A 21,126-nucleotide genomic window follows, 5' to 3' on the forward strand; every position below is an offset into this window, starting at 1 on the left:
ACCAATAGGTCATCGGTATTCGACCGAATGGCTGGATGATGCGACCGAGCGACAGAGGGGCCTAACGCGACACACGGTCAGTCAACAACTGCAGGATGGGTTGGGCCGAGAGAGTGATTGCACGCTCTGAGGCCCGCACTAGGTTCCACTCTGTAGCGACCCTTGCGAGGAACGACTGTCCTCAAGCCTCAAAAACCAGTTCAGACCATTAGCGTTGCTTGCATTCGACCCGACGATACTAGCGAAATATGACTGTAGCTGACTTAATCTACGTCTTATCAGAGCTGACGCAGGGGAACTCCAGTGACTAAGAATCCAGGCGGTCGTCGAAGCATCAACGACTGGTACGCCGCGCACGACTCCCGCACCACCAATTCCGGTCCGGTCGACTGGGGCAGCGACGACCGGCCCGACCAATCGGTGACGTCTTGGGCGGATCAACGCCAGACCTCTCCAAGGCCAAGGGATCGCACGGACAAGGGACCTCGGTCAAAGAGCCGCAGGAAGCGTTCAGCCATCCAGACAAAACTCGCACAGCGGTACGAACCCCGCATTCTGGCGGATACCGCACGCCGCCTCATGAGCGAAAGACAGAGCGACGGTCCCGAACAGATCGCTCAACACCTTCGCAGGCAAGGTTACGCGGTCAGCACAGACGACGTGGTGGAAGCCCTTCAGAAGTTCCCCCAAGGCGACCAGCATCCTTCCAAAGATGCACACCGCAACGCCTCAGACAGAGCGACACCGAATCCAGCCGATCTCACGACCACACGCAAGCCTCTTTGGGCATGGCGCAAACCAACAAAGTTTCCGCCTCTCGCACCGTTACCGGCACCCACAGCGAAACGAGTTTTTAAACGCGGGCGCGTGGCCGACGCCTCACCGGAAATGAACGTCGATGAGAAGTACACGGCACACGCTCATCCATCACTGTTGCGTGAGACCGTCAAGAAACTTCAGGCCAAATATCCAGCGGTCTCGTGGGACTCGATAGTACAGAAGTTGCGTGCTCAAGGCTGGGCCGAGCTGACCATGTCCGACCTTCTACGAGTCATGCGCCAACGCGCGGAGGCATCGCAAACTGTCACTGCACCAGTAAGAAAGCGAACACAAAAGCGAATCAGGAAGAGTCGAACGTTCGCTCGTGAGGCCGACGTGGCATTCTGCGCCGCCTGCGGCCTCCCGGTTACCGCGTCGGGTCTCTGCGATTGCTCCTGACTCCAGGGCAACCAGTGAGCTGGCAGCTGTCAAACGGCGGTGAGGCTTTCTGGCCCAGACACGAGCATTATCGGACCGACACATGAACGTGATCGAAGTGCCCGCCCGTCGCGGCTTCTGGGTTGTACACGCCACCACCGTCGTACGTGCGCCAACCCTCATCGTGTCTCGACTTAGACCAGATCTTCCCGTCGAAGATTACGTAACTGACCCAGAGCGCATCCGAAGAGACGCGCAGCCATTCTGCAAGTAGCCATCCCCGTTCTTGATCGGCTGGATCGGGAAAAGCTCCGAGCTTTCCGACGGTGTAGTCACAAGCTCGCCCTTGCGGGTGGTCACTGCTTGGGTTCCAAGCATGTTCATCCCAGCACGCGACGCCCCAGGGCCATTCGAAATGTTGCTGGATCTCGTTTAAGACGTGCATCATTCGGAGAGTGATGAATCCGGATGATGTCGGGTCGTCGACGTAGCCGTCCTGTCCGGCGAACGGCCGCGCCGATCCAGCCCCAGGAAGATCACAGCCAGCCAAACACAGGTTGCCATCGTCCACCGACCAGGCCATCCCCAGACCAGCGATGAGAGCAACGGGTACCAGGATCAAGATGGCGAGAGCACTGAGAAGTTGCTTCATGCGGAATCTTCGACCGCCGATCGGATGCGCTCAGCATGGGCGCCGGCCATCCACGGCACCAACCGCACCAGCGCCGGCCGGATCCCCGTGGCCAACAGCAGGGCGGTGAACTTGGGCAGCGCCCGGACCTCGTCCGCCGGCAACACCCGTTCGCGCCGGCTTGATCGCGAGGTACCGCCCGATCCTCCGGAGCTGCGGGTAGTGACCAGCACGTCCTCTTCACCGACGAGTTTGGATAGCTCCTCAGCAAAGCCCTGCTCATCCACGCCGGCCCCAATGAGCTTGATGGTGGCAGCGCCGAAGAGTTCGGCCATGCCGCCCTCGCCCCAAACCCGCTGCCCCTGAGAACGGCTCTGCAGAATGGTCAGCGGCACCACCCCGCGCGAGCCGAGGTGCGAGTACAGGCGGGGTAATTCGGTGATGCGGCAGACGTTGGCCGCCTCGTCCAACACCGCGACCATCGGCGGGTCGAGCCGTCCGCCAGGAGCCAACTCGGCAGCAGCAACAGCTTCAAGCATGACCCGGTCAGCGAACGCAGCCACGAGCGGAGCGGCCGACCCGGCCCCGTCCTTGGAGAGCAGGTACAGCGTCTGCCGGGAGACAGCGAACCGTGCCGGGTTGAACAACGCGAGACCCGGACTCGGGGTTACCCAGGCCATGATCGCCGGATCCGACAGGCAGGCTGCAGCGGCTCGGGCGGTGGCGTAGACGCCTTCGCGGGTCTCGACGGCGCCCTGGGATCGGCCGGTCATGACGTCGGCGAGTTGGGCGAAGCCGTGCTCGGCGAGGATGTTGCGCGGCTGCACGGACGAGGTGGAGGTCAGCCACGCTCCGACCTGGGTCAGGGAGAAGCCGCCGAGCGCGGCGGCCAGGAGAAGGCCGGTCAGGAGGTCTTCGGCGTCGCGGTCCCAGAAGTCTCCGGCGTCCTTGGTGCGGCGGACTTCCTGGATGAAGTGGCCGGCCAGCCGCCGCGCGTCGGCGACGGTGCTCACGCCGTCCAGGGCGTTCCAGACGAACGATTGCGGACGTCGGGTGATGCCTTGGGGGTCGAAGGTCCAGACCTGCTCGCCGGTGTCCTCCGCTCGCAAGCCAGCCGTGTACGTCCACAGGTCGGCCTTGTTCGAGGTAGCGAGCACTGGGCCGGGTGCGTCGAGGACGGCGGGGACGGCCAGGCAGGTGGTCTTGCCGGAGCGGGGTGCGCAGATGGCGAGGATGACGTCTTCCCAAGTCGCCCGCAGTATTCCGCCGCGCTGGCCGATGCGTCCCAGCGGCACACCGCGGTCAGCGTCCGGCAGCTCGCGCACACGGAGCCCCGGCAAGCCAGACCGCAGCCGGCGAGCCTTCGACCAGCCCGCACGGCCAGGAAGCAGCTCGGCGAATTGTCCAGCGCCGGCGAACCCGTCCCGGCGTGGATGGGTAGCCACCCAGCGCAACGCCACAGCGACGATGGCCACCATGAGCCCAACAGCCACGAAGGAGGCAGGGAACAAGACCAGGGCGGGAGCGAGGGAGGGCCAGACGGCGGTCAGCCCACCTTTCAACAGCAGGCGCCAGGCGTCAGACACACCCGGTCCGCTCCCCTCCCCCGTGAGCAGCGAAAGCCCCGCTCCCACGGCCCAAATCAACAGTCCGCCAGAAGCCAGGAGCCCAAGGAGAACAGCAACGACGATCAGCGCTTCCGTCCACGGGTCGGAAGGGCCGGCTGAGGGAGTGCGCCGCCGGGTCATCGCAGCGATCCAGGGTCGGTGTTGTAGAGATCGGCTTCGTCGCCGACCAGGGTCATCTCAACGGGGATCCCGGTACGGTCACCGGCCTTGATCAGGTACTTCCCGCGTCCGTAGTGCTGACCGCCCGGCTGCCAGGAGGTTGAGGAGGACCAGGACTGGACGGTGGCGATCTCGGCCGCGGTCAGATGCCGCAGCCGGCTAACCTCGAGCAGTTCGCGCTCGGACATGGCGGTCAGGGCGGTGATGCCGCAGCGGTCGAGGAAGCCGCGGGCCTTGGCGCGGTCAGCGTCGGTGCCGACGGCGGCGAGGTCGTCGAGGGAGTGGGTGAGCATGAGGTGTGCGATGGACTTGTGCCGGTAGACGCGGGTCAGTGCATCGGCCTGCTCGACCAGGGCAGAGGATCCGCGCAACGCGCGCCACATCTCGTCCAGCACGGCCAGGAACGAACGAGACGGTCCGCCGGCCCGGGTGGCAGCCATGGACGCCTCGATCATGGCGTGCCCGTACGACCAGGTGGCCAGCATCGAAGCCGCCATCAGCGAGTCCCCAGCCCCAGTGATCGCCGAAAGATCAACGACCACGGCAGGCGCATCCAGATCCAGCGGCGTCGAGGTGGGTCCGTCGAACACTCCCTTTAAGGGCCCCTCGATGAGCCCGAAGAGCGTGCGCCGTAGCGCCGTCGTCTCCTCCTCGAACCGGTCGTCGGAGACCTGCGCCGCCTGCACAAGCGTCGAGGGCCCGACGGTCAGAACATGAAGGACGTCGGGAACGGTGGGTTCGGGTGCGCCAGGACGGGTCAGGACATCGACGGCCGCACCGACCACGGCGGCTTCCCAGTCCGCGAGCCCTTCGGAGCGGATCAGCGCGCAGAGTGCGAGCAAGGCGTTGAGCCGTTGCCCTCGAACCTCGGCAAGCAGAGCTTCACGCGCGGAACCCGTAAGCCGTGGGAGGACGGAACCGAGCGGGCCGGCGTCCAAAGGATTGATTCGATCGAGTCCGCGACCAACGCGCACAACCTGACCACCAGCAGACTCCACGACGCGCACGTACTCGCCCTTGGGGTCCCCGAGGATCAAAGCGGTGACGCCGCAGGCCATCAGACCCCGGATCAGCCGCTTGGCCAGGCTGGTCTTACCCACACCGGGCGACCCGATGATCATCATGCCCAGGTTGGTGACCAGCCCGGCCGAGTGCCAGGCGAAAGGATCGCAGCAGGCGACCTCCTGGCTCCCCAGATGCCGCCCGACCGGAATCCCGGCGGCGGGGGCGCCGGAGCCAGCGCCGAAGGGGAAGAGCCCAGCCATCTGCGTTGTCGTTCCTGCGTAGGCCCAGTTCATCGAGACCACCTCCGAGCGAGTTCGGTCAAGGAAAGGCCCACCGGGAGTCCAACCAGGAAGCCCGCGGCCTGCAGCTCGTACAGCCGCCGCAGCCGTAGCTGGGAAGCGCCGGCCGCGTGCTCCAGTTCGGCGACGGCGGAGGGTAGAGCGTCGGGGTCGAGCACCGTGACGGTCGCGGTCACCGTGGCGGAGACCCAACCGGCACCGGCGGCGACTTCGCGGGTGGCCTGCTCAGCGGCTTGGGCTTCACGGTCGTCCGCCGCTGTGGTGGCGCGGCCAACGATCGGCAGGCGGGCGATCATCTGGGCGAACCAACGCCACCGCACCTGAGCTGTCGCGACGTCCATCGCCTCATGGGTAGGCGTGGCTACGTAGGTGACGGTGACGCGCTTCCGGCACTGGCCGGGCCGCATCAATGCGTCCAGCACGCGTGAGGTGACGAGCTGCTGCGGCGCCTGTGCCCACACGAAGCTCACCGACGTGGCGCCGTCATGCACGTAGTGGTCGCGCATCTCGTAGGCGTAGCTGGGGCCGGCCATCTCCCACCGGGGCAGCTCGCGCTCCCCTGTCGCCAGGGCCAGTTCGATCTGCAGTTCAGCTGATGGATCGAAGGCCGCGCGCACGAGACCACCCAGCACGTCCGCCGATGCAATCCTGAGAACGCTTACGCCGCAACCGTTCAATGATGCGGCCAGGCTCGTGATGCTCCGGTCCAGGACGGGTAGGTAGGAGGTGATCCCCTTACGTCGCCCGGCACCACCGACCTGGGCGTCCCAGGCCCGCAGGTCGAAGACCACCGTGAGACGGGTCGTGGTCTTGGCCGCGACGGTTGGCGATACCTCGGCGAGGCGGCGCATCAGGTCGGTGCAGTCGGTGGGCCCAAATAGCGAGAGCCGTCCATGGATGTTCTCGCGCAACTGTCCGCCCATCGACGGCGAGGTCTCCACCGTGACGTTCACCCAAGCGATCTCCGGTCGTCGCCCCAGCCCTTCCAGCCAACGTTCCCAACGGCCGACCGACAGGTCGTGGTCCTGCTGGTCGGTGAGGTCCGCTGCGGTTGAGGCCAACTCGAACGTGACCGCGATGCGCCGGGCACGCGCATCATGAACGGCGCCGTACGAGCGACCGGCGATCTCGACCGGCACCATCTGCGTGCCGTGCAGTGCGCCCGGAAGCGCCCACGAGCCCGACCGGACGGCCAAGAACCGAGTGCTTGAAGACGTTTGTGCCCACCACCAGCGTCCCTTGCCAACCAGGGTCTCCCCCAGCCCCAAACCGTTGACCCGGATCGCAGCAACGGAGGTAACCGCCAGGCACGCGAGCAGGAGGGACAGCCCGGCCTTTGGCGCGGATTGGAGCAGCGCCAGGCCGAAGAAGTACGACCCGACGACGGCCAGCAACCCACGCCAGCCAAGGCCCCGAACGTTCAAGGTCTTCGGTCGTAGCCAGTTTCCGTACAGTCTGGTCGCGGTCATGGAACCCTCGCTTCCTGTGCGGTGGTCGCAGGATCACCAGCAGCAGCCGCCGCTCCCCCATTGGCCCCGGGCCCCGGTGGCTCAGCACCAGGAGGCTGAGCCCCGACCGGCTGAGCGCCAGGGGGCGGCGCGGCGCCGGCGACGCCCTGGAGGGCTTGTGCCTGGGTGGCAGAGACGGCCAGGCCGGCAACCGAGGCAGCGCTACCGACCGCCGTTGAGTTCATGGCTGGCGGTGAGGCGGCGAACGAGACCAGGCTGAGCATGGCGGGCAGGGCGAAGATCGCTGCGAGCATGGTGCAGATGGCGGTGGCCAGGCTCTGCATGCCCTGGCCCTCGGCCATGATCTTGAAGCCGATGAAGTAGACGAGCGCTGCAGCGGGTTTGAAGAAGACCAGCGCGATCAGCCAGCCCAGAACTTTCGGCAGCCAGAGCATGCTGCCCCGGCTGAACTGACCGGCCGCCGCGAGCGGCAATACGGCGGTCAGGACCAGTAGCGCCCCGTCGCGGAACAGCATCAGCAGATATTGAATAATCGCGGCGATCAACATGATCAAAGCCCAGAGGGAGCCCAGCAGCGGGGCTCGAACGCCGGCAGTGCTGATCACTGATAGGTAGCGCGCGCCCACGCCTTCCGTAGGGACGGCGCCGAGGAAGCCTGCCGACAGGGCGTCTGCCCACGACTGGAGCCCGTCGATGATGGGCAACGATCCGGCCGCGACAACCCCGAAGATCAGCAGTCCACGGGCGACATCGGCTCCCCAGGCCAGTCCCCCGCCCAGGACTCCCCACGCAACAGCGGCGAAGATGGCCAGCACCGCAACGGGTATCGCGATCCAGGCAGTCACGTAGCCTTGGGCCTGGCGGATGTAGAGGGCTTGGACGTCGAGCGAGGGTGTCTCGATCCACCAGCCGAACAACGTCGTGAGCATCTCACCGGCAGCCGTGTTGATCGCGCTGGACAAGCTCCCCCAGAACGAGTCGGTGACCTTGTCCAGGCACCCCATCGGCGTAAGGCAGGGAGCGCCCTTCATGACGCCTCCCGCAGATTCGCGGTGATGTCGTCGTAGCTGCGGTAGCTCGTGGGGTACGGGAACTCCACCGGCCGGGCGACGGACCCCCAGTCACCCCAGCGGGGTGCCTCGATCCGCCAGTCGTCATCGATCCACTGCAGGTCGACGGTGTACTCGGTGTACCCCAGAGTTTCGCCGCTGCCCTCGACTAGGACCTGAACCGTGCGGGCCCCGTCAGACGACTCACGTACGCCGCTGACCATGCGATACGCCACGATCCAGCCCTGGCCCAGCGGCAGGGGTTCGCCCACTTCTACGCCGTCCATCCCCTTGAGCGAACCGTCGTAGGCCGACTGCGTCCGCGCCGCGAGCTGCTCCCTGGCGGTACCAGTGACCTGCTCGCGGATGGTCGGCACGAACGAGTCGCTTCCTGCTCCGGGGAAGGCCCTCACGAGAATGTGAACGGCAGCGAGGGCAGCGCCGGCATCGTCCCGGGAAAAGCCGAACGCTCGCGTCGGGGTCAAGACGTAAGGGCCAGCGCTCGCCGACACCGGCAGGTTCACGTTGGCGAAGTCCTGCCACGTGACGTCTGGCTGCGTCGGCGCCCATTCCTCAACCGTGATCCCTGGCTCGCGTGCCGTGGTTTCGGCGACCGCTGGCGGAGGTTCGGCTGCCGTTTCGCGCTCGGTGGCGAACCAGCCGATGAGCACAAGGGCGAGAAGAACAATGGACGCGGCGGTCCAGCGAAGTGGGCGATGCTGGGTCAGTTTCGTAAGGCCTTCGTGCATCAGGACACCGCCGCGTTCACGAGGGTGACGGCGCCCGAGACGACGCCTGCTCCGACGAGGGCCATGAGTAGCTGGCGAGCTGCGTCGCTGGAGGCGCCGTGCTGGCGCACCTCGATGGCGCATCGGGCGCCGGCCGCGATGGCGGCCAGACCGCAGACGGCATAGGCGATCCAGCGGCCGTAGCCGAACACCACGCCAACGGCGTGTGCCACGCCGGGAGGCGCTTCGGGACCGGGGTTGGGGATAGCTGCGAGTAGTTCGAGTGCGATCATTTCAACTCCCATGACTGAGAGGACCGTGAGGTATGTAGTATTAATACATGCCGGATCGGCCGTTGGCGATGGTTTCGGGCAAGACCGTTCCCGAACAGGCGAAGGGACGTCGCAGTGGAGGACCACGAACAGATCCAGGCTCTGACCCTGGCCGTCGAGGAACTGAGGGCAGCCCGCGAGGAAGACCGGGTGCTGATCGAGCAGCTTCAGATCTCTGCTCTCGTCAGCAGGGCAGGAGAAGCGGCCATCAGCACGGCGGACACGGTCTACCCGGGCTGGACTATCTGGGTCGACGAATGGCTCACCGTCCGGATCTCGCGACGTCAGCAGCGGATTCGCTGGTGCCTGAGGTACGCCGAGCACCCGGAACCGGCCGACCGTCTAGAGGCGCTCTGGCGGTCCTGGGAAGCCCAGTGGCCCGATCCGGAGATGCGCCTGGCCTGGTTTCGCGACGGGTTCGATCACCACTTCGCCGTCATCACGGCCGAAGACGGGCCACTGCGCGACTGCTCGGCCTTCGAGGGCGTCCACAGCCTGCCGCCGAGCATCCAGGAGAAGAGCTCATGAGGAGGACTGATGTGCATCGATGAGGACTACTGTCCGGGCCGACGTCTCCACGACCAACTGCGCTGGCAAAGCACGCTGTCGCCGGTCGACGGACTGGCAGTCACGCAGCAGGCGATGACCCAGGTTCAGGCGCTAACCGGTTGGGACAGCGCGAGCTTCGTCTCAGCGCAGTGGATGCTCCAGTCCGTCCACGTCCAGCTTCGAGGCGAGTCCGCCGGCCGGGACGTCGCGAAGCTGCTGCTTCCCCAATCCCCCTGCGTCGAGTCGTATTTGCACGGCGACAGGCATTGGACCACCTGGCGCGGAACATTCGCAGAGACAGCCATGCTGATCAGCACCAGCTGGCCGGCTACGCCAACGGTTGATCAGACAGCAGGGCTACGCCTCCAGCGCCAGCCGTCACGACGCCAGAGCTACGGACCCCGGCGAGGCTGAGAACGAGGCACAGAACGAGGAGAGCCACCTCGCCGACCATCCCCGTCGAGTCGTTGTTGCCGAACAACGCGATGGTGCAGAACGGCAGCCACGGAATCTGCCGACCCCACCTCGCGGGACTCAAACGCCACGCGCAGCACGTCGACTGGGTCACGGCCCGCCTGAGCCGCTTGCTGCAGCTGAGCCACTAGGGCAGAAACCGCCGGATCCCGCAGAACCACATCCACCCACTGAGCAGGCAACGCTCGACGAATCTGCTCCACCGCGACGGCATCCAACAGTCGTGGCTGAGAACGGAGGCACTCCGCAGCTGCCCGAGCAGCAGACCCACGGCCAACCTGCGCTCCCGGCTGCCGAGCCAACCGCTCCGCAAGCCGAACCACGTGCGCTACCAGGACCACCGCGTCCTTCATTTCCCCCGCAGTCAGATCCCCGAGGAGGTAGAGCGAGCTCGACACGTTCCGGAGGTCGTGAACGCCAGCGACAGCGGGACGCTCACCACAAGGACGACGAACCGCCCGGGCAAGCTGGTCCGCGGCTCGCGTCAGCGCTCCCGGCCGGCCCCGCTCGATCAAGTCCGCCAGAACGCTGGCCGCCTCCGAAGCAGCAACCGCCGCACCAGCCCCGAGCTGCCCTCGACCGGCCAACCGCAGCCTGGCGTTGGCCTCGGCGAACACCCGCCCGCGCTGGTCCTGAGCCAGACGAGCGCGCTGTCCGAACCCCGGCGTCATCCCCTCCCGCCAGCGCGCCTCCAGCTTCGGTAGCGAAAGATCCGGCGCCAGCTTCGACCCAGAGAACCAAACCTGTTTCCCCGAGCGATCCACATCGCCAACCCGTCCGACGCTGTACCCCGTCACCTCCCCCGGCGTCCGCGTCGACCCCCGCCACTTCACAACGACGCCCTCACGCCGCGCCAACTCCCGAGCAAATTCCTCTCGGGACAACGTCCCGGCCGCGACCACCCGAACCTCGCGCGCCAACCACGAACGCGGCGTCTCCCGGGAACGCAGCCGCCGAGCCTTCTCCTGCTCACCCCGCGACGGCGCAACTGTGGCCGAACGATCCGGCGACTCCACCGTCACCAACCCGAACCGCTGCTCCACGGCCCGAGCCGCGGCGTGCACTTTGGGCCAGTCCCGGAAGACCCGCACCTGATCACCGTCCTGGCGTGCCAACGTCACCACGATGTGGATGTGGTCCTCGGCATGACGGACCGCCACCCACCGGCATCCGCCCGGATCCCCGGCCGGCGCGAAGCCCGTCTGCTCAACCACTTCGCGCGCAACTTGCGCCCACTCCTCGTCCGTAAGTTGGCGGTCGTTCTCTGCGAGTCGCATCGAGCACTGCCAGACGTGCTTGGCCGGCTGATCCGGCAACAGCTGTAACGGCAGATCCAGACGAGCAGCAAGAAGAGCCAAAGGACGCCTGCCACCAGTCGGCTCCAAACGGTCCAGTACGGGGCGGTCGTCTCCCAACCAAGAGGCGACCAGGTGGGCGTCCTTATGCTCGTTCGTCTTCCCTGGCCCGTACAGGTAGCGCAGTAGGCCCGCGGTGTTCGCGCCCCGCGTCACCTTGCCGATCAAAGCGACCGCTCGGCCTTCTCAGCCAGCCGCTGGAGAGCAGTCCGTGCGCGCTCCACCTCACCGACCGTGCCCACAGGGCGCTGACCAGTCGCGTTCTTCTCCCGAGCCAGCTGATTCAGGTTGTTGCCGACGCGATTGACCGCAGCCACCGCGTCCATGATCTCTGCCAGAGCCAGTCGGCTGGGCGCAGCCGCTCGCGACGCAGTCCTTGGCTCGCCGGCAGCAGTGAGAGCGGCTTCGGTGATGAACCGCGCCAGCGAGACCCCACGCCCCGCTCCCCCGGCAGCAGCCCTGAGCAGCGCCTGGTACTCCGCTTCGGTCACTCTGATCTCGACCCGGCGACGAGCCGGTTCCTGCCCTCGACGCCGGCGATGTGGCCCAGCCATCTGGCCCTCCCCGGTTCGCCCGCGCCCGGTCGAACCGTCGCCCGCCCCCGCCGGGGCGGACGACCACCAGGCCATAGTCCGGAGCGTAGCGCCGGTGGTACGTCTAGCTCGCTCCCGTTCTGCAGCAATGATTCTCAGCGGACTGACCGAGCCAAAACGATCCGGCCTGGACGATCGATGCCCAGGCTCCTACCGTGAATACACGGGCGACAAGAACAGGGGGACGCGGAGCATGTGCATGGTTGCCGGCTGTCCCAACACGCACCTCGCTCCCTGGTGGCGCCTGTGCACCACCTGCACCCTGCCCCTGCTGAAGAGCCCAGCCACAAACGTCAGCCAGCATGACCAGGCCATCGCAGCCGGCTGGGACTCGCTCACCTGGGCTGAGCGCATCGCCCCCAACCACTGGGGGAGTGCCCGCAGCAGCGATCCCTGGATCCAGGCACAGCGCTGTCTGGTCTTCGCCGCCGGAGTGACCGGCCACGGCACCGGATGCCCACACATCGCCACACCGCAGATCCCCACCCCCGTGATCTGCGTGGCCCGGAACATGGACCACCAGGCCTGTCCCCTCTGCGCTGAGCCACACGTCGCGCACAACGCTTCGTTCCCGGGCGCCTGCGACCGCTGCGGCCAGCGTCCGGTGCACCTGGCGGACCGATGCGCCCTGACAACGGGGACGTCGCTGATCATCGTGGCGCAACTGTGCAGCACCTGCCGCTCCCAGGTCTTCGAACTGGCCGACGAACTCCATCCCGACGGCCTCACGTAGGCACCGTCACCGCGAACCGACGTAGCACCGCCCAACCGACGCCGGACCGGCACCGCAACCACAAGACGTCCCTAGACGTCTCGAGAAGTCCCTGACCGTCATCTGGCGTCCCCACCCGCCGTGACGCAGGCTCCTGGAGTGACATCAACCAGCGACGCCCGCGATCTTGCCGACCACCTTCTGGCCGCCGCGCTCCCCCGACGCTGGAACCACACCCAAGGCGTCGCCGCCCGCGCCGCCACCTACGCCCGCGCCCTCGACATGGACGTCGACACCTGCGAAGCCGCAGCCTGGCTGCACGACATCGGCTACGGCCCCGAGGCCGCCGTCACCGGCTTCCACCCCCTCGACGGCGCCCGTCACCTCCGCGACAACGGCTACCCACTCCTCCTCTGCGAGCTCGTCGCCCACCACTCCGGCGCCCTCACCGAAGCCGAAGAACGAGGCCTGGCCGACCTCCTCGTCGACGAGTTCGGCCCCGCCGACCGTCACCGCGAACTGCTGAGCTTGGTCACTGCGGCTGACATGACCACCACCCCGGACGGCAATGAGGTAGCTGTCGAGACCCGCATCTCCGAGATCCTCGCCCGTTACGAAGCGGGCGACCCCGTACACCGTGCCGTCAGCCGCTCCGGGCCCGAGCTGATCGCCGCCACCAACCAGATTCTCGAAGCCGTGCGCAATACGACCAGACCTTGAAAGTCACCATTAGAGGACGATTGTGGGCCCGTTCCGGCGTCCCGAACCGTCCGCAGTTCGCGGTTCCATAGACCCTCGAATCCCTCGACCCTGGCTGGAACATCACCAATCACTCCTGCCGGAGGGATCACATGCGAGAGGTCACGCACGAACCGGACGACATGTGGGCCACCACATCAGTGGTCGACACGGAGGCCATCGACCACGAACGCATCATCGCCAGCATCGAGGTCTGCAACGACCAGGTCGAAGTCCGCATCGCCCAGCGCATCGACTTCGACCTGCTCACCGACCCGATCACCGTGAAAGCCAGCCGACCCCGCGCCACGCTCGGCCAGATGTACGAAATGAACTCCGCCCAGGCCCGCGAGATCGGCGAAGCCCTCCTCGAAGCGGCTAAGCGGCTGCAGGAACTCGAAGCCATCGCACCTGACTGGCTACAGCGAGCCTCATAGCGAACCCGCACTCGGCCTGAGCCTCGCGCGAGTGGGGCTCAGGCCTTGGCCCCGTTCAGCACAGCCGCTGAGTCCCAGACCCGCTCGAAACTATCGAGATAGGTGCCAAAGAGTTCACTCTGCCCGCCCCGCCGCAGGTGCAGTACCGGGGCATGCGCGGCGGCCAAGCCGTACACGTGCTGATTCACGAGCATCTCGTCGTCCGCCCAGTAGAGCGAGTTGTACAGCACAGTTCGATGCAGCCGCGTCTCAACGCTTTCCAGCTCCCGCAGCGGTCGATAGAGCACCAGCGCATTGCGGATCTTCGCGCTCATTGCGTTCGCAATGCCCTCCTCGACGCCACGGCGTGCCACGTTTGTACAGTCTGGGTCACCGAGTAGCAGCCGAACCTTCACGCCGGCTCGCGCCCGCTCAACCAAGATCCGCATCAGCTCGATGTCCTCGGCCAAGAACAAGCCGCTGTAGACCAGGACGCCGATCTCCTGCTCTGCGCTGCCGAACAGGTTCGACCAAACCTCATGCGGCACAACGCTTCGGTAGTCGTAAGTACCCTGCAGCTCGGGCGCACTCTCGCTGGCGCCGGCCAACTGTGGCCAGAGGTCAAGTTCGTTCGCACCGAGCAGTTCCGCCAACTGCACCCTGAACCGCGCCTGCGGCATCCTGCCCTGCAGCCACCGACTGACCGTCTTCGGATCCGCCTGCAGTTGCACCGCGATGTCTATTTCTCGCAGTCGCGCATCCGAAACGGCCCGACGTAGTGCATCCCGTGACTTCGCATCATGCGCCATGCCGCCTCCCCCCCCGTGGACAGAACGAAAATAACACAAGACGTCCCAAGACGTCCCGGCTGCTGTTCCACTCCCTGGTCATGCCGTCGCCACGAGGCCCCGCTCACACCACACACCCCCTCAAGCGTACGGGTGCCCTACCCGCGTGTTCTGCGCCGACGTATGGCAGTTGCGCAGGCCGGTCGAGCGGCCTCGAACAAGCGAATCAACTCAGTAACAGCCCTGCCGTAGAGAGTTCGACAGGTTTCGGGAAGCCTGGAAGGAACGCGCATTGTCGCGAACAAGCAAATTTCTCCATCTAGATCCTAGATTTAGTGTCATCGCAAGAGGCGAGCGTCGACGAAGGAGGGCGCGTGTCCGAAAAGATGGACGCTGCGGTTCGCTACCTGACCGAGGGAGCCTTCGGGCTCGCCGAACGCGAAGCTCGGGATGCGCTGTCCCGGGGGGAGGACGAGGGTGGCTGGTTGGTCCTGCTGGGCCGGGCTGAGTTTGAGCGTGGCCGTCTGCGGGCCAGTTTGGAGCAGTTCGAGAAGGCGCTCGCAGTCGATCCGGAGCGGGCCGAGGCATATGCCTGGAAGGTGGCGGCGCTTGATCAGCAGGGTCGAGATGATGAGGCCATAGCGGTGGCCGAGCAGGCCTCGCAACGTTTCCCGGAGCATGCCAAGGTGCAATTGGCGCTGGCACGGTTGTACGACAATCATCTAAATCGGGCGGCTGCTGTTCGCCAGGCGGAGCGTGCCGCTGGTGTGATCCCGAGCGATCCCGTCGCTCGCGAGTGGCACGCGACGTTGCTCAGGGCCGCCAACCGGCATGAGGAAGCCGAGGCCGTCGTGGAGGGGGCCCTCCTTGACCACGCACAGTCTGCCCGATTAGTCGCGGAGCGTGGTCACAATTTATGTCGCGCCGGTCGGCATGACGAAGCACTTGATCAGTATCAGGCGGCCTTGGCAATGGACAAGTCTTCTCGCTACCTCCTGAGCTGTCTTGCTAGCGAGCTTATCGAGTTGGGGCGGCTCGATGAGGCAGAGCGCCTGATCTTGCCAATGCGACGGCGGCATCCGAACGAGATATGGCCGATTCTGCAGCTAGCCGAATTGGCGTATGCAGGCTACCGCTATACCGACTGTTTAAGCCTTTATGACGATGCACTGCAGCACGAACCATACAATACAGAAGCCTTAATTGGTGCCGCATTGGTTCAAGAACAGCTGGGGCGCTCAGATTACGCTGTTCAAAGTCTTTCTGCCGCGTTGCAAAGAGACGAGGTTGAATGCCGCCCCCGCCTTCAGATGGCGCAAGCCAGTGCCCTGATCGAGCTCGAGGCGTGGGACCAAGCCCGGGTATTGCTTGAACACGTGCTCGACAAGCATCCCTATTTTATTTGGGCAATGCGGTTGGAACATAGCTGTCTCAACGGGCTGGGGCTTGCCGGTTTGGCTGAGAGCACTCTACGACAACACGTCGTACGTTTCCCCGAGGTCGATGAATTGAGGGTAGACCTGGGCTGGCATTTACAGGGCAGCGGAGACCGCCCAGCGGCTCTTCGTGAGTTTACCGCAGCGATGAAAGCTGATCCGTTATACCTCTGGGCGATGTGCAGCCGCATCCGGATGCTTGCCGAGATGACACGCACGGAGGAAGCCCTGGCTGAGGCCGAGGAAGCGGTACAACGCTGGCCGCAAAGTAGCTACCCGCTGATGGAGCTGGCATTTATTCACTCCGAAAATGGTCGCGATGCGCAAGCTTTGGATTTGGTGGAGCGCGCGGCGACAGTGAACCGGGCCAATGCCCACATTATGACATGGCGGGTGTTTCTGCTGAAGCGGATGACTCGCTGGGGAGCCGCGGAGGCAGCGGCGGTCGACGCAATCTCCCGATGTCCAGACGTAAATTTTGCGCTAGAGCAGTACCTCGACCTGTTAGAACGGCGAGGACGTTCTCGTGAGGTGCTACCTCTGTTGCAGCGCACCCTCGATCGCCGTCCCGATGACCTTGGTCTCCTTCTGATCATGGAGCAGCGTCTGCGTGCCCGCCACCGCTATGACGAGGCACTCACACTTCTTGATGATCTGGAGACGCGTTTCGCCAGCCCGCAACTGTGCACAAAAAGGGCCCTGTCGCTCGTCGCTACCCGACGCTTCCGAGACTGCGAAGCTTTGCTTGAGGAAGCAATACACTGCTACGGCCAGCTACCTTCACTGGTGCTGGCCCTGGCCGATCTCAAGGCTGCGACCGGCAGGCCACGTATAGCGGTCACATTGTACCGGGAAGTTTTGGGCGCCGATCCTGATAATTTGAGGGCATCGTTGGGAATGAACGCAGTCCTCGTCCAGGAAGACGAGCTCGAAGAAGCCGAGGCCCTGGCCCGTGTCGAATGCGCCCGACGCCCATTCGACTCGTCATACCGGGTGCAGCTGGCCACCGTTTACGAGGCGAGGGGACACTACGAGGCGGCACTACAAGAATATCAGATTGCTACGGAACTAGCGCCCGACGCTTTCTGGTTGACCAGCGGCGTGGTGCGCATGCTGCTTACTCAGCAACGGCTTGATGAGGCCGAGGCGAAGGTTGCTGAGGGACGGGGACGCTGGCCGCACGTGCTAGAGATCCAAACAGAACTAGGCATCGTCCACGATCAGCAGGGTCGATACGAGGATGCGCTGGCCGAGTTCGACGCGGTGCTGCGCGTGGAGCCCTTCGACGCCCCTACCGCAAGGGCGAAGTCCGCCACGCTACGGTCGATGCGTCGTTTCGCCGAGGCAGAGAACCTGCTTCGAAGTGTTCAAGCCGATCAGCCGCACAATCGTGACCTGATCGAGGAACTAGGTTGGATCCACCGGGATCGGCAAAATATGACGGCTGCCGCTTCAACGTTCCGGACTCTATTCACTAGCGCGGACACGCCTGCCGAGCGTTCGGTGGGCCTCTGCGGACTGGGATGGACCAGCCTTGAGCAGGGCGACCCGAATGCTGCTGAACAGTATTTCCGCCGGGCGGTGAAGGAACGGCCCCACTCAGCCGAGGCAATGTTGGGGCTGGCTTGGGGGCTGGTCCGCCGCAAGGACAGACAGTGCGAAGAGGAGGCCGAGCGCCTGTGCTTTGAGGTTACGGCCCTGCGACCGTTCGACCACAATGCTTACACTTGCTTGGGAGTGCTCAACTTTCAGCGCGGACAGTTCTCAGCCGCTAGCTACAACCTGCGGCGGGCAGTTGAGATCAGCCCCCTTCAAGGAAGTCATGTTGACCTAGGAGCCCTGCTGACCCAACTCGACCGGCTAGATGAGGCAGAGAGCACTCTGCGGAGGGCGCTCGAACTCGATCCGGACGATGCTCAGGCACACATTGAGATGGGGAACGTCTATCTGCACCGGGTGGCGGCGGCCCAGGAAGAGGCGAAAGACCATGCGAACCGAGCCGCTTACCACTTTGGGCAGGCCCGGATCACCCAGCCGGATAGCCGCACGGCAGCACTCGGGCTCGCGCTGGCGTGTGCAGGAGGCGGTCCAGGCGGGATGTCTGCCGCCGAACGTACGCTCCGTCATGCGCTAACCCTCCCGCCCGGCGACCTTCCAGTTGTCCAATTGCGCCTTGCCCTAGCCAGGATGCTTGTGCAGCAAGGCGACCTTACGCAGCGCCCCGAATTCTTCGACGAGGCGCTGGACCTAGCGGTATCGGTGATCTCCGAGGCCCCCGGGGACGCAGCGGGTCATTTCGTAGCCGGCATTGCCGAGTTCAAGATGGCCGAGAGTGAGGAGGCAATACACTTGCGTCCGTGGCGGCGACACCGGGCCAGGGTCTTTCTACGTCGGTGCGCGGAACTGGACAGCAGCCAGGTTGAAGCTCGCCGGACGCTGAGGGCACTCGATCGGGCCGCCCGCCTAACCCGCCCTGTCGTCTTCGGCAGCTCAGTCCTCGCACTTCTAGCGACGGCCGTCGTCGTAATGATGTGGCTCGGCTTGGCGGGTATCGGGCCAAAGGTCAACGAGACCACGGTCGCTGCGCTCACGCCAGTGATGATCGGGCTGGTCGCGCTAAGCCTTGTCCTGCCCGCCATCGTGCGACTGCGGCTGCCCGGAGGAGTCGAAGCCGATCTTTACGCCAGTCTGAGTCAGGTTTCCGGTGGCCCGACTGGCACCGAGAACGCGATCGGGATGGGTCCGGACCGGTTGAGCCCGACCAGGACAGGGGTGGGTAATGGTCCTCACGGTCGACATTCGCGCTTTGGATCGTCTAATTGAGATTGGGCTGGCCCCGGTCTGACGGACATTTGAGATCAGGAGGCGTGAGCCGCTCCGGCGTGTCCGGACACTCACGCGGTTGACGGCATCAGCGTAGCAAGGCCGGGTGGGTGCCGTGGTAGATCTGCTCGTACTCGGCTGGCGGCAGGTCGTAGCAGGCGGAGTGAAGGCGCCGGTGGTTGTGCCAGTCTACCCATTCCAGAGTCGCCAGTTCGACGTCGTCCAGGCCCTTCCAGGGGCTGCCGGGATGGATGAGTTCGGTCTTGTAGAGGTCGATCTCGGTCTCGGCCAGGGCATTGTCGTGGGCGTCGCCGACCGACCCGACTGAGGCGCTCACCTCGGCTGCGGCGAGGCGTTCGGTGTAGGCCCGGGACAAACACTGGGACCCGGCATCGGTGTGCTGCGTCAGCCCGGACAGGTCTTTCACGCCCTGGCCGCCACGGGTCCATATAGCGTGCTCCAGAGCGTCCAGGACCAGTTCGGTGCGCATGTTCCTGGCCGCCCGCCGGCCAAGGATCTGCCGGGAGAACGCCGTGATCACGAGGGCCCGTAGACCGTCCCCGACCAGGTCGGGCACTAAGTGAAGCCCGCCACCCACAGTCGGTCCGGCCGAGAGGGCGTGGACTATCGTTGGACCAGGTCAGCAGGCCGTTGCGCACTCGGGTTAGCGATCGTGGTTCGGCGTTTCTTCCCGCCACGCCGGGCGCCCTCGATCCCGAGGAGGCGCATCAGTCGCTCGACCGTGCAACGGGCCACGCGGATGCCTTCACGGTCCAGTTGGAGCCAGACTTTCTGGGACCCGTAAACCTGGTAGTTCTCCGTCCAGACCCTGTGAATCTCATTGCATCGCAGTGCGTCCTGTCATTCGGCGTCGGTCAGGGCGCCGTCCATGACGCGGGCGCGCTGCTCACAGTAGGTGTCCGGGGCGGTCGGCGCGCCGCAGTCAGCCAGCACGGCGCAGATCGGTTCGACTCCCAGCGCAAACCAGCGGCCGGGCTACCCTCGACCTGGGTGACCCGACCAGCATGTTCGGCGATGAACCTGACTAGAGGAAGTCGAGCGAGCCGCGTTCATCACGCGCCCACGAACGCCCGCGGCTGTCGGTAAACTCAACGCGAACCGGTTCAGGAGCGAAGTAATCCTTGAGCCAGTCTTTGGGCGCCGGCCGCTGGACGGTCTCTCGTGGCGGCACCAGACCAATGAACTCAGCCTCGGGCGTCAGGCCATCGCCGCTGGGGCCGAAGCCGGGCAGCGAGACCTCGTAGATCGGCATGTCGCTGGCGTTGCGGACGAAGAAGTACACGTTGCGGCCGCCATTCACAGCCGTTCGGGCTTCCAACCACGCACTGACCTGGGCCGCCTGCGCCCGCCGTTCGTCCTCACTCCGCGCGGCCTCGCGGTGCTGCTCCTGCTTGAGCAGATAGAGGGAAACGCCGAAGGCACCTACGGTGCCGAGAGCCGCAAAGACGTCTGCAGCGTCCCCAACCGAGATCATTTACTTCAGCCGAGGTAGGGGTGAGGAGCGGAGTCCAGCCAGTGCTGTAGGCGGAAGCGCATGGACCGGTCCATCTTCAGACTACCCAGGTCGCTGCGAGGAACCCAGAGCACCTCTCGGGACTCCGAGCTGCTGGTGGGGGTGCCGCCGAGAGGTCGAGCGGTGAAGAGTACGGAGAACTCCTGCCGGACCTCGCCGTCGCTTGTGTACTCGATGACGTGCTTGGGGTCAGTGAAAATGCCGACGAGACCCGTGATCTCGCACTCGATACCGGTCTCTTCGCGGGTCTCTCGCACGCCACAGTCAACTAGGGACTCGCCCAGGTCCATCGCGCCACCGGGCACGGCCCAGTTGTCGTTGTCCGCGCGGTGGATGACGAGCACGCGGTCCTGGTCGTCGACCACGATGACGTTGGCCGAGGGCACCAGGCTGTTGGCGGCCGGCGCGTTCGGGTCATCGTAGTAGTCGATGCGCTTACCCACGTGTTACCCCTGTTCCGGCAGTGCCCGGGCTGATTCCCAGACCCGCTCGAAGCTCTCCTGGTACGTCGAGACCATGGTGCCGCCGACGACCTGGCGCAGGTGCATCACGGGGGCCTGCGGCGCGCCGACTCCCCAGATGTGCGGGTTCACCAGCACCTGCTCGTCGGCCCAGAAGATCGAGTTGTAGAGCACCGTCGAGTGCAGCCGAACCTCCACGCCGTCTACGGTGGACAGGGGGCGTAGGAGCGCGATGACGTTCGGGATGCGGGCGACGAGTGCGTCGCCGATGCCCTCGCTGAGGCTGCGTTCCTTCACTTCCCGGCTGTCGGGGTCACCGATGAGGATGCGGACGCGACTGCCGGCCTCGGCCTTGGAGCGCAGCAGGGTCAAGAGGCCGGCGTTCTCTGCGATGAAGTAGCCGCTGTAGACCAGGATCCCGATGTTCTCTTCGGCAGTGTCGAAGACCTGGCCCCAGAGCTCCGCAGGCACGGCGTAGCGGTGCGGGAAGACCGTGACGATCTCGCTCTCGGCGATGGCGAGGCTGTCGCGAATTGTCTGGTCGCCGGGCCACAGGTAGGCCTCGGTGACCTTGAGGTGCTGGGCGACGGTGAAACGCGTTCGGCGGTAGGGAACCCGGCCGGCCAGCCAGCGTTCGACGGTCTTGGGGTCGACCTCGGTCAACTCGGCGATCTCTACCAGGGAGACGCCTTGTTGCATCATCGCCGCGCGTAGGCGCTCGTTAGCCAATCCTCCACCTTGGGACTACCG

General features: G+C 65.3%; 21 protein-coding genes. 5 read left to right on the plus strand and 16 right to left on the minus strand.

From position 1 onward, the window contains the following. Positions 1-510 precede the first annotated feature (510 nt). The 8 genes from QSK18_RS24615 to QSK18_RS24650 all read right to left on the minus strand — a co-directional run bounded on the left by QSK18_RS24615 (position 511) and on the right by QSK18_RS24650 (position 8,398). Positions 511-702, minus strand: a complete 192-nt coding sequence (locus QSK18_RS24615) for a hypothetical protein (protein WP_285623798.1) — start codon at positions 700-702, stop codon at positions 511-513. Between the two features lie 583 nt (positions 703-1,285). Beyond that, positions 1,286-1,849, minus strand: a complete 564-nt coding sequence (locus QSK18_RS24620; protein WP_285623800.1) for a VldE C-terminal domain-containing protein — start codon at positions 1,847-1,849, stop codon at positions 1,286-1,288. Further along, complete coding sequence (locus QSK18_RS24625) at positions 1,846-3,414, minus strand: TraM recognition domain-containing protein (RefSeq protein ID WP_285623802.1); 1,569 nt, start codon at positions 3,412-3,414, stop codon at positions 1,846-1,848. The genes QSK18_RS24620 and QSK18_RS24625 overlap by 4 nt, the downstream gene beginning before the upstream one ends. A gap of 158 nt (positions 3,415-3,572) precedes the next feature. Beyond that, positions 3,573-4,913 (minus strand): putative type IV secretion/conjugal transfer ATPase, encoded by a 1,341-nt coding sequence (locus tag QSK18_RS24630; protein WP_285623805.1) that lies wholly within the window; start codon positions 4,911-4,913, stop codon positions 3,573-3,575. Beyond that, positions 4,910-6,388 (minus strand): SCO6880 family protein, encoded by a 1,479-nt coding sequence (locus tag QSK18_RS24635; RefSeq protein WP_285623808.1) that lies wholly within the window; start codon positions 6,386-6,388, stop codon positions 4,910-4,912. The genes QSK18_RS24630 and QSK18_RS24635 overlap by 4 nt, the downstream gene beginning before the upstream one ends. Beyond that, on the minus strand, positions 6,385-7,419 hold the full coding sequence (locus QSK18_RS24640) for a hypothetical protein (protein ID WP_285623811.1): 1,035 nt from the start codon (positions 7,417-7,419) through the stop codon (positions 6,385-6,387). The genes QSK18_RS24635 and QSK18_RS24640 overlap by 4 nt, the downstream gene beginning before the upstream one ends. After that, on the minus strand, positions 7,416-8,186 hold the full coding sequence (locus QSK18_RS24645) for a DUF8175 domain-containg protein (RefSeq protein ID WP_285623814.1): 771 nt from the start codon (positions 8,184-8,186) through the stop codon (positions 7,416-7,418). Before QSK18_RS24645 ends, QSK18_RS24640 begins: the two co-directional genes overlap by 4 nt. Then, on the minus strand, positions 8,186-8,398 hold the full coding sequence (locus QSK18_RS24650) for a hypothetical protein (protein WP_285623815.1): 213 nt from the start codon (positions 8,396-8,398) through the stop codon (positions 8,186-8,188). Before QSK18_RS24650 ends, QSK18_RS24645 begins: the two co-directional genes overlap by 1 nt. Before the next feature lie 174 nt (positions 8,399-8,572). Here QSK18_RS24650 and QSK18_RS24655 point away from each other — a divergent pair, with 174 nt between their 5' ends. After that, entirely contained in the window at positions 8,573-9,025 is a 453-nt protein-coding gene (locus tag QSK18_RS24655; RefSeq protein ID WP_285623818.1) for a DUF4913 domain-containing protein, read from the plus strand. 413 nt (positions 9,026-9,438) lie between these two features. Here the strand turns inward: QSK18_RS24655 and QSK18_RS36310 are convergent, their stop codons facing one another. Beyond that, the gene (locus QSK18_RS36310) at positions 9,439-11,031 is read right to left on the minus strand and encodes a relaxase/mobilization nuclease domain-containing protein (RefSeq protein ID WP_502894265.1); all 1,593 of its coding nucleotides are present in this window, start codon (positions 11,029-11,031) and stop codon (positions 9,439-9,441) included. Between the two features lie 8 nt (positions 11,032-11,039). Beyond that, on the minus strand, positions 11,040-11,366 hold the full coding sequence (locus QSK18_RS24660; RefSeq protein WP_285623821.1) for a hypothetical protein: 327 nt from the start codon (positions 11,364-11,366) through the stop codon (positions 11,040-11,042). Between the two features lie 301 nt (positions 11,367-11,667). Here QSK18_RS24660 and QSK18_RS24665 point away from each other — a divergent pair, with 301 nt between their 5' ends. The 3 genes from QSK18_RS24665 (at position 11,668) to QSK18_RS24675 (ending at position 13,355) form a co-directional block, all read left to right on the plus strand. Next, entirely contained in the window at positions 11,668-12,201 is a 534-nt protein-coding gene (locus QSK18_RS24665; protein ID WP_285623824.1) for a hypothetical protein, read from the plus strand. 138 nt (positions 12,202-12,339) lie between these two features. Beyond that, positions 12,340-12,900, plus strand: a complete 561-nt coding sequence (locus QSK18_RS24670) for an HD domain-containing protein (protein WP_285623827.1) — start codon at positions 12,340-12,342, stop codon at positions 12,898-12,900. Positions 12,901-13,031: 131 nt separating this feature from the next. After that, on the plus strand, positions 13,032-13,355 hold the full coding sequence (locus tag QSK18_RS24675; RefSeq protein WP_285623830.1) for a hypothetical protein: 324 nt from the start codon (positions 13,032-13,034) through the stop codon (positions 13,353-13,355). Between the two features lie 38 nt (positions 13,356-13,393). Here the strand turns inward: QSK18_RS24675 and QSK18_RS24680 are convergent, their stop codons facing one another. Next, positions 13,394-14,143, minus strand: coding sequence for an XRE family transcriptional regulator (locus tag QSK18_RS24680; RefSeq protein ID WP_285623833.1), 750 nt, complete (start codon positions 14,141-14,143; stop codon positions 13,394-13,396). Between the two features lie 353 nt (positions 14,144-14,496). On the opposite strand from QSK18_RS24680, the gene QSK18_RS24685 reads away from it, so the two are divergent. Beyond that, positions 14,497-18,381, plus strand: a complete 3,885-nt coding sequence (locus QSK18_RS24685; protein ID WP_285623836.1) for a tetratricopeptide repeat protein — start codon at positions 14,497-14,499, stop codon at positions 18,379-18,381. An 88-nt stretch (positions 18,382-18,469) separates the two neighbouring features. Here QSK18_RS24685 and QSK18_RS24690 read toward each other — a convergent pair whose 3' ends face one another. From QSK18_RS24690 to QSK18_RS24705, 5 genes are all read right to left on the minus strand, one after another. After that, positions 18,470-18,958 (minus strand): DDE-type integrase/transposase/recombinase, encoded by a 489-nt coding sequence (locus QSK18_RS24690; protein ID WP_285623840.1) that lies wholly within the window; start codon positions 18,956-18,958, stop codon positions 18,470-18,472. A 47-nt stretch (positions 18,959-19,005) separates the two neighbouring features. Beyond that, a complete protein-coding gene (locus tag QSK18_RS36020; RefSeq protein ID WP_352396646.1) occupies positions 19,006-19,233 on the minus strand; it encodes an IS3 family transposase in 228 nt (75 codons plus the stop codon). Between the two features lie 193 nt (positions 19,234-19,426). After that, on the minus strand, positions 19,427-19,876 hold the full coding sequence (locus tag QSK18_RS24695) for a hypothetical protein (RefSeq protein ID WP_285623843.1): 450 nt from the start codon (positions 19,874-19,876) through the stop codon (positions 19,427-19,429). A 5-nt stretch (positions 19,877-19,881) separates the two neighbouring features. Beyond that, entirely contained in the window at positions 19,882-20,358 is a 477-nt protein-coding gene (locus tag QSK18_RS24700) for an NUDIX hydrolase (RefSeq protein ID WP_285623846.1), read from the minus strand. A 3-nt stretch (positions 20,359-20,361) separates the two neighbouring features. Next, the gene (locus tag QSK18_RS24705; RefSeq protein ID WP_285623849.1) at positions 20,362-21,105 is read right to left on the minus strand and encodes an XRE family transcriptional regulator; all 744 of its coding nucleotides are present in this window, start codon (positions 21,103-21,105) and stop codon (positions 20,362-20,364) included. Positions 21,106-21,126: the final 21 nt, after the last annotated feature.

The sequence above is a fragment of the Kineosporia sp. NBRC 101677 genome (assembly GCF_030269265.1).
In the GTDB taxonomy this organism is placed as follows: domain Bacteria; phylum Actinomycetota; class Actinomycetes; order Actinomycetales; family Kineosporiaceae; genus Kineosporia; species Kineosporia rhizophila.

Coding starts and splice junctions, on each gene's coding strand:
- QSK18_RS24640 (WP_285623811.1), bottom strand. CDS start 7,419: ATGAAGGGCGCTCCCTGCCTTACGCCGATGGGGTGCCTGGACAAGGTC.
- QSK18_RS24645 (WP_285623814.1), bottom strand. CDS start 8,186: ATGCACGAAGGCCTTACGAAACTGACCCAGCATCGCCCACTTCGCTGG.
- QSK18_RS24680 (WP_285623833.1), bottom strand. CDS start 14,143: ATGGCGCATGATGCGAAGTCACGGGATGCACTACGTCGGGCCGTTTCG.
- QSK18_RS24675 (WP_285623830.1), top strand. CDS start 13,032: ATGCGAGAGGTCACGCACGAACCGGACGACATGTGGGCCACCACATCA.
- QSK18_RS24615 (WP_285623798.1), bottom strand. CDS start 702: ATGCTGGTCGCCTTGGGGGAACTTCTGAAGGGCTTCCACCACGTCGTC.
- QSK18_RS24620 (WP_285623800.1), bottom strand. CDS start 1,849: ATGAAGCAACTTCTCAGTGCTCTCGCCATCTTGATCCTGGTACCCGTT.
- QSK18_RS24665 (WP_285623824.1), top strand. CDS start 11,668: ATGGTTGCCGGCTGTCCCAACACGCACCTCGCTCCCTGGTGGCGCCTG.
- QSK18_RS24635 (WP_285623808.1), bottom strand. CDS start 6,388: ATGACCGCGACCAGACTGTACGGAAACTGGCTACGACCGAAGACCTTG.
- QSK18_RS24630 (WP_285623805.1), bottom strand. CDS start 4,913: ATGAACTGGGCCTACGCAGGAACGACAACGCAGATGGCTGGGCTCTTC.
- QSK18_RS24695 (WP_285623843.1), bottom strand. CDS start 19,876: ATGATCTCGGTTGGGGACGCTGCAGACGTCTTTGCGGCTCTCGGCACC.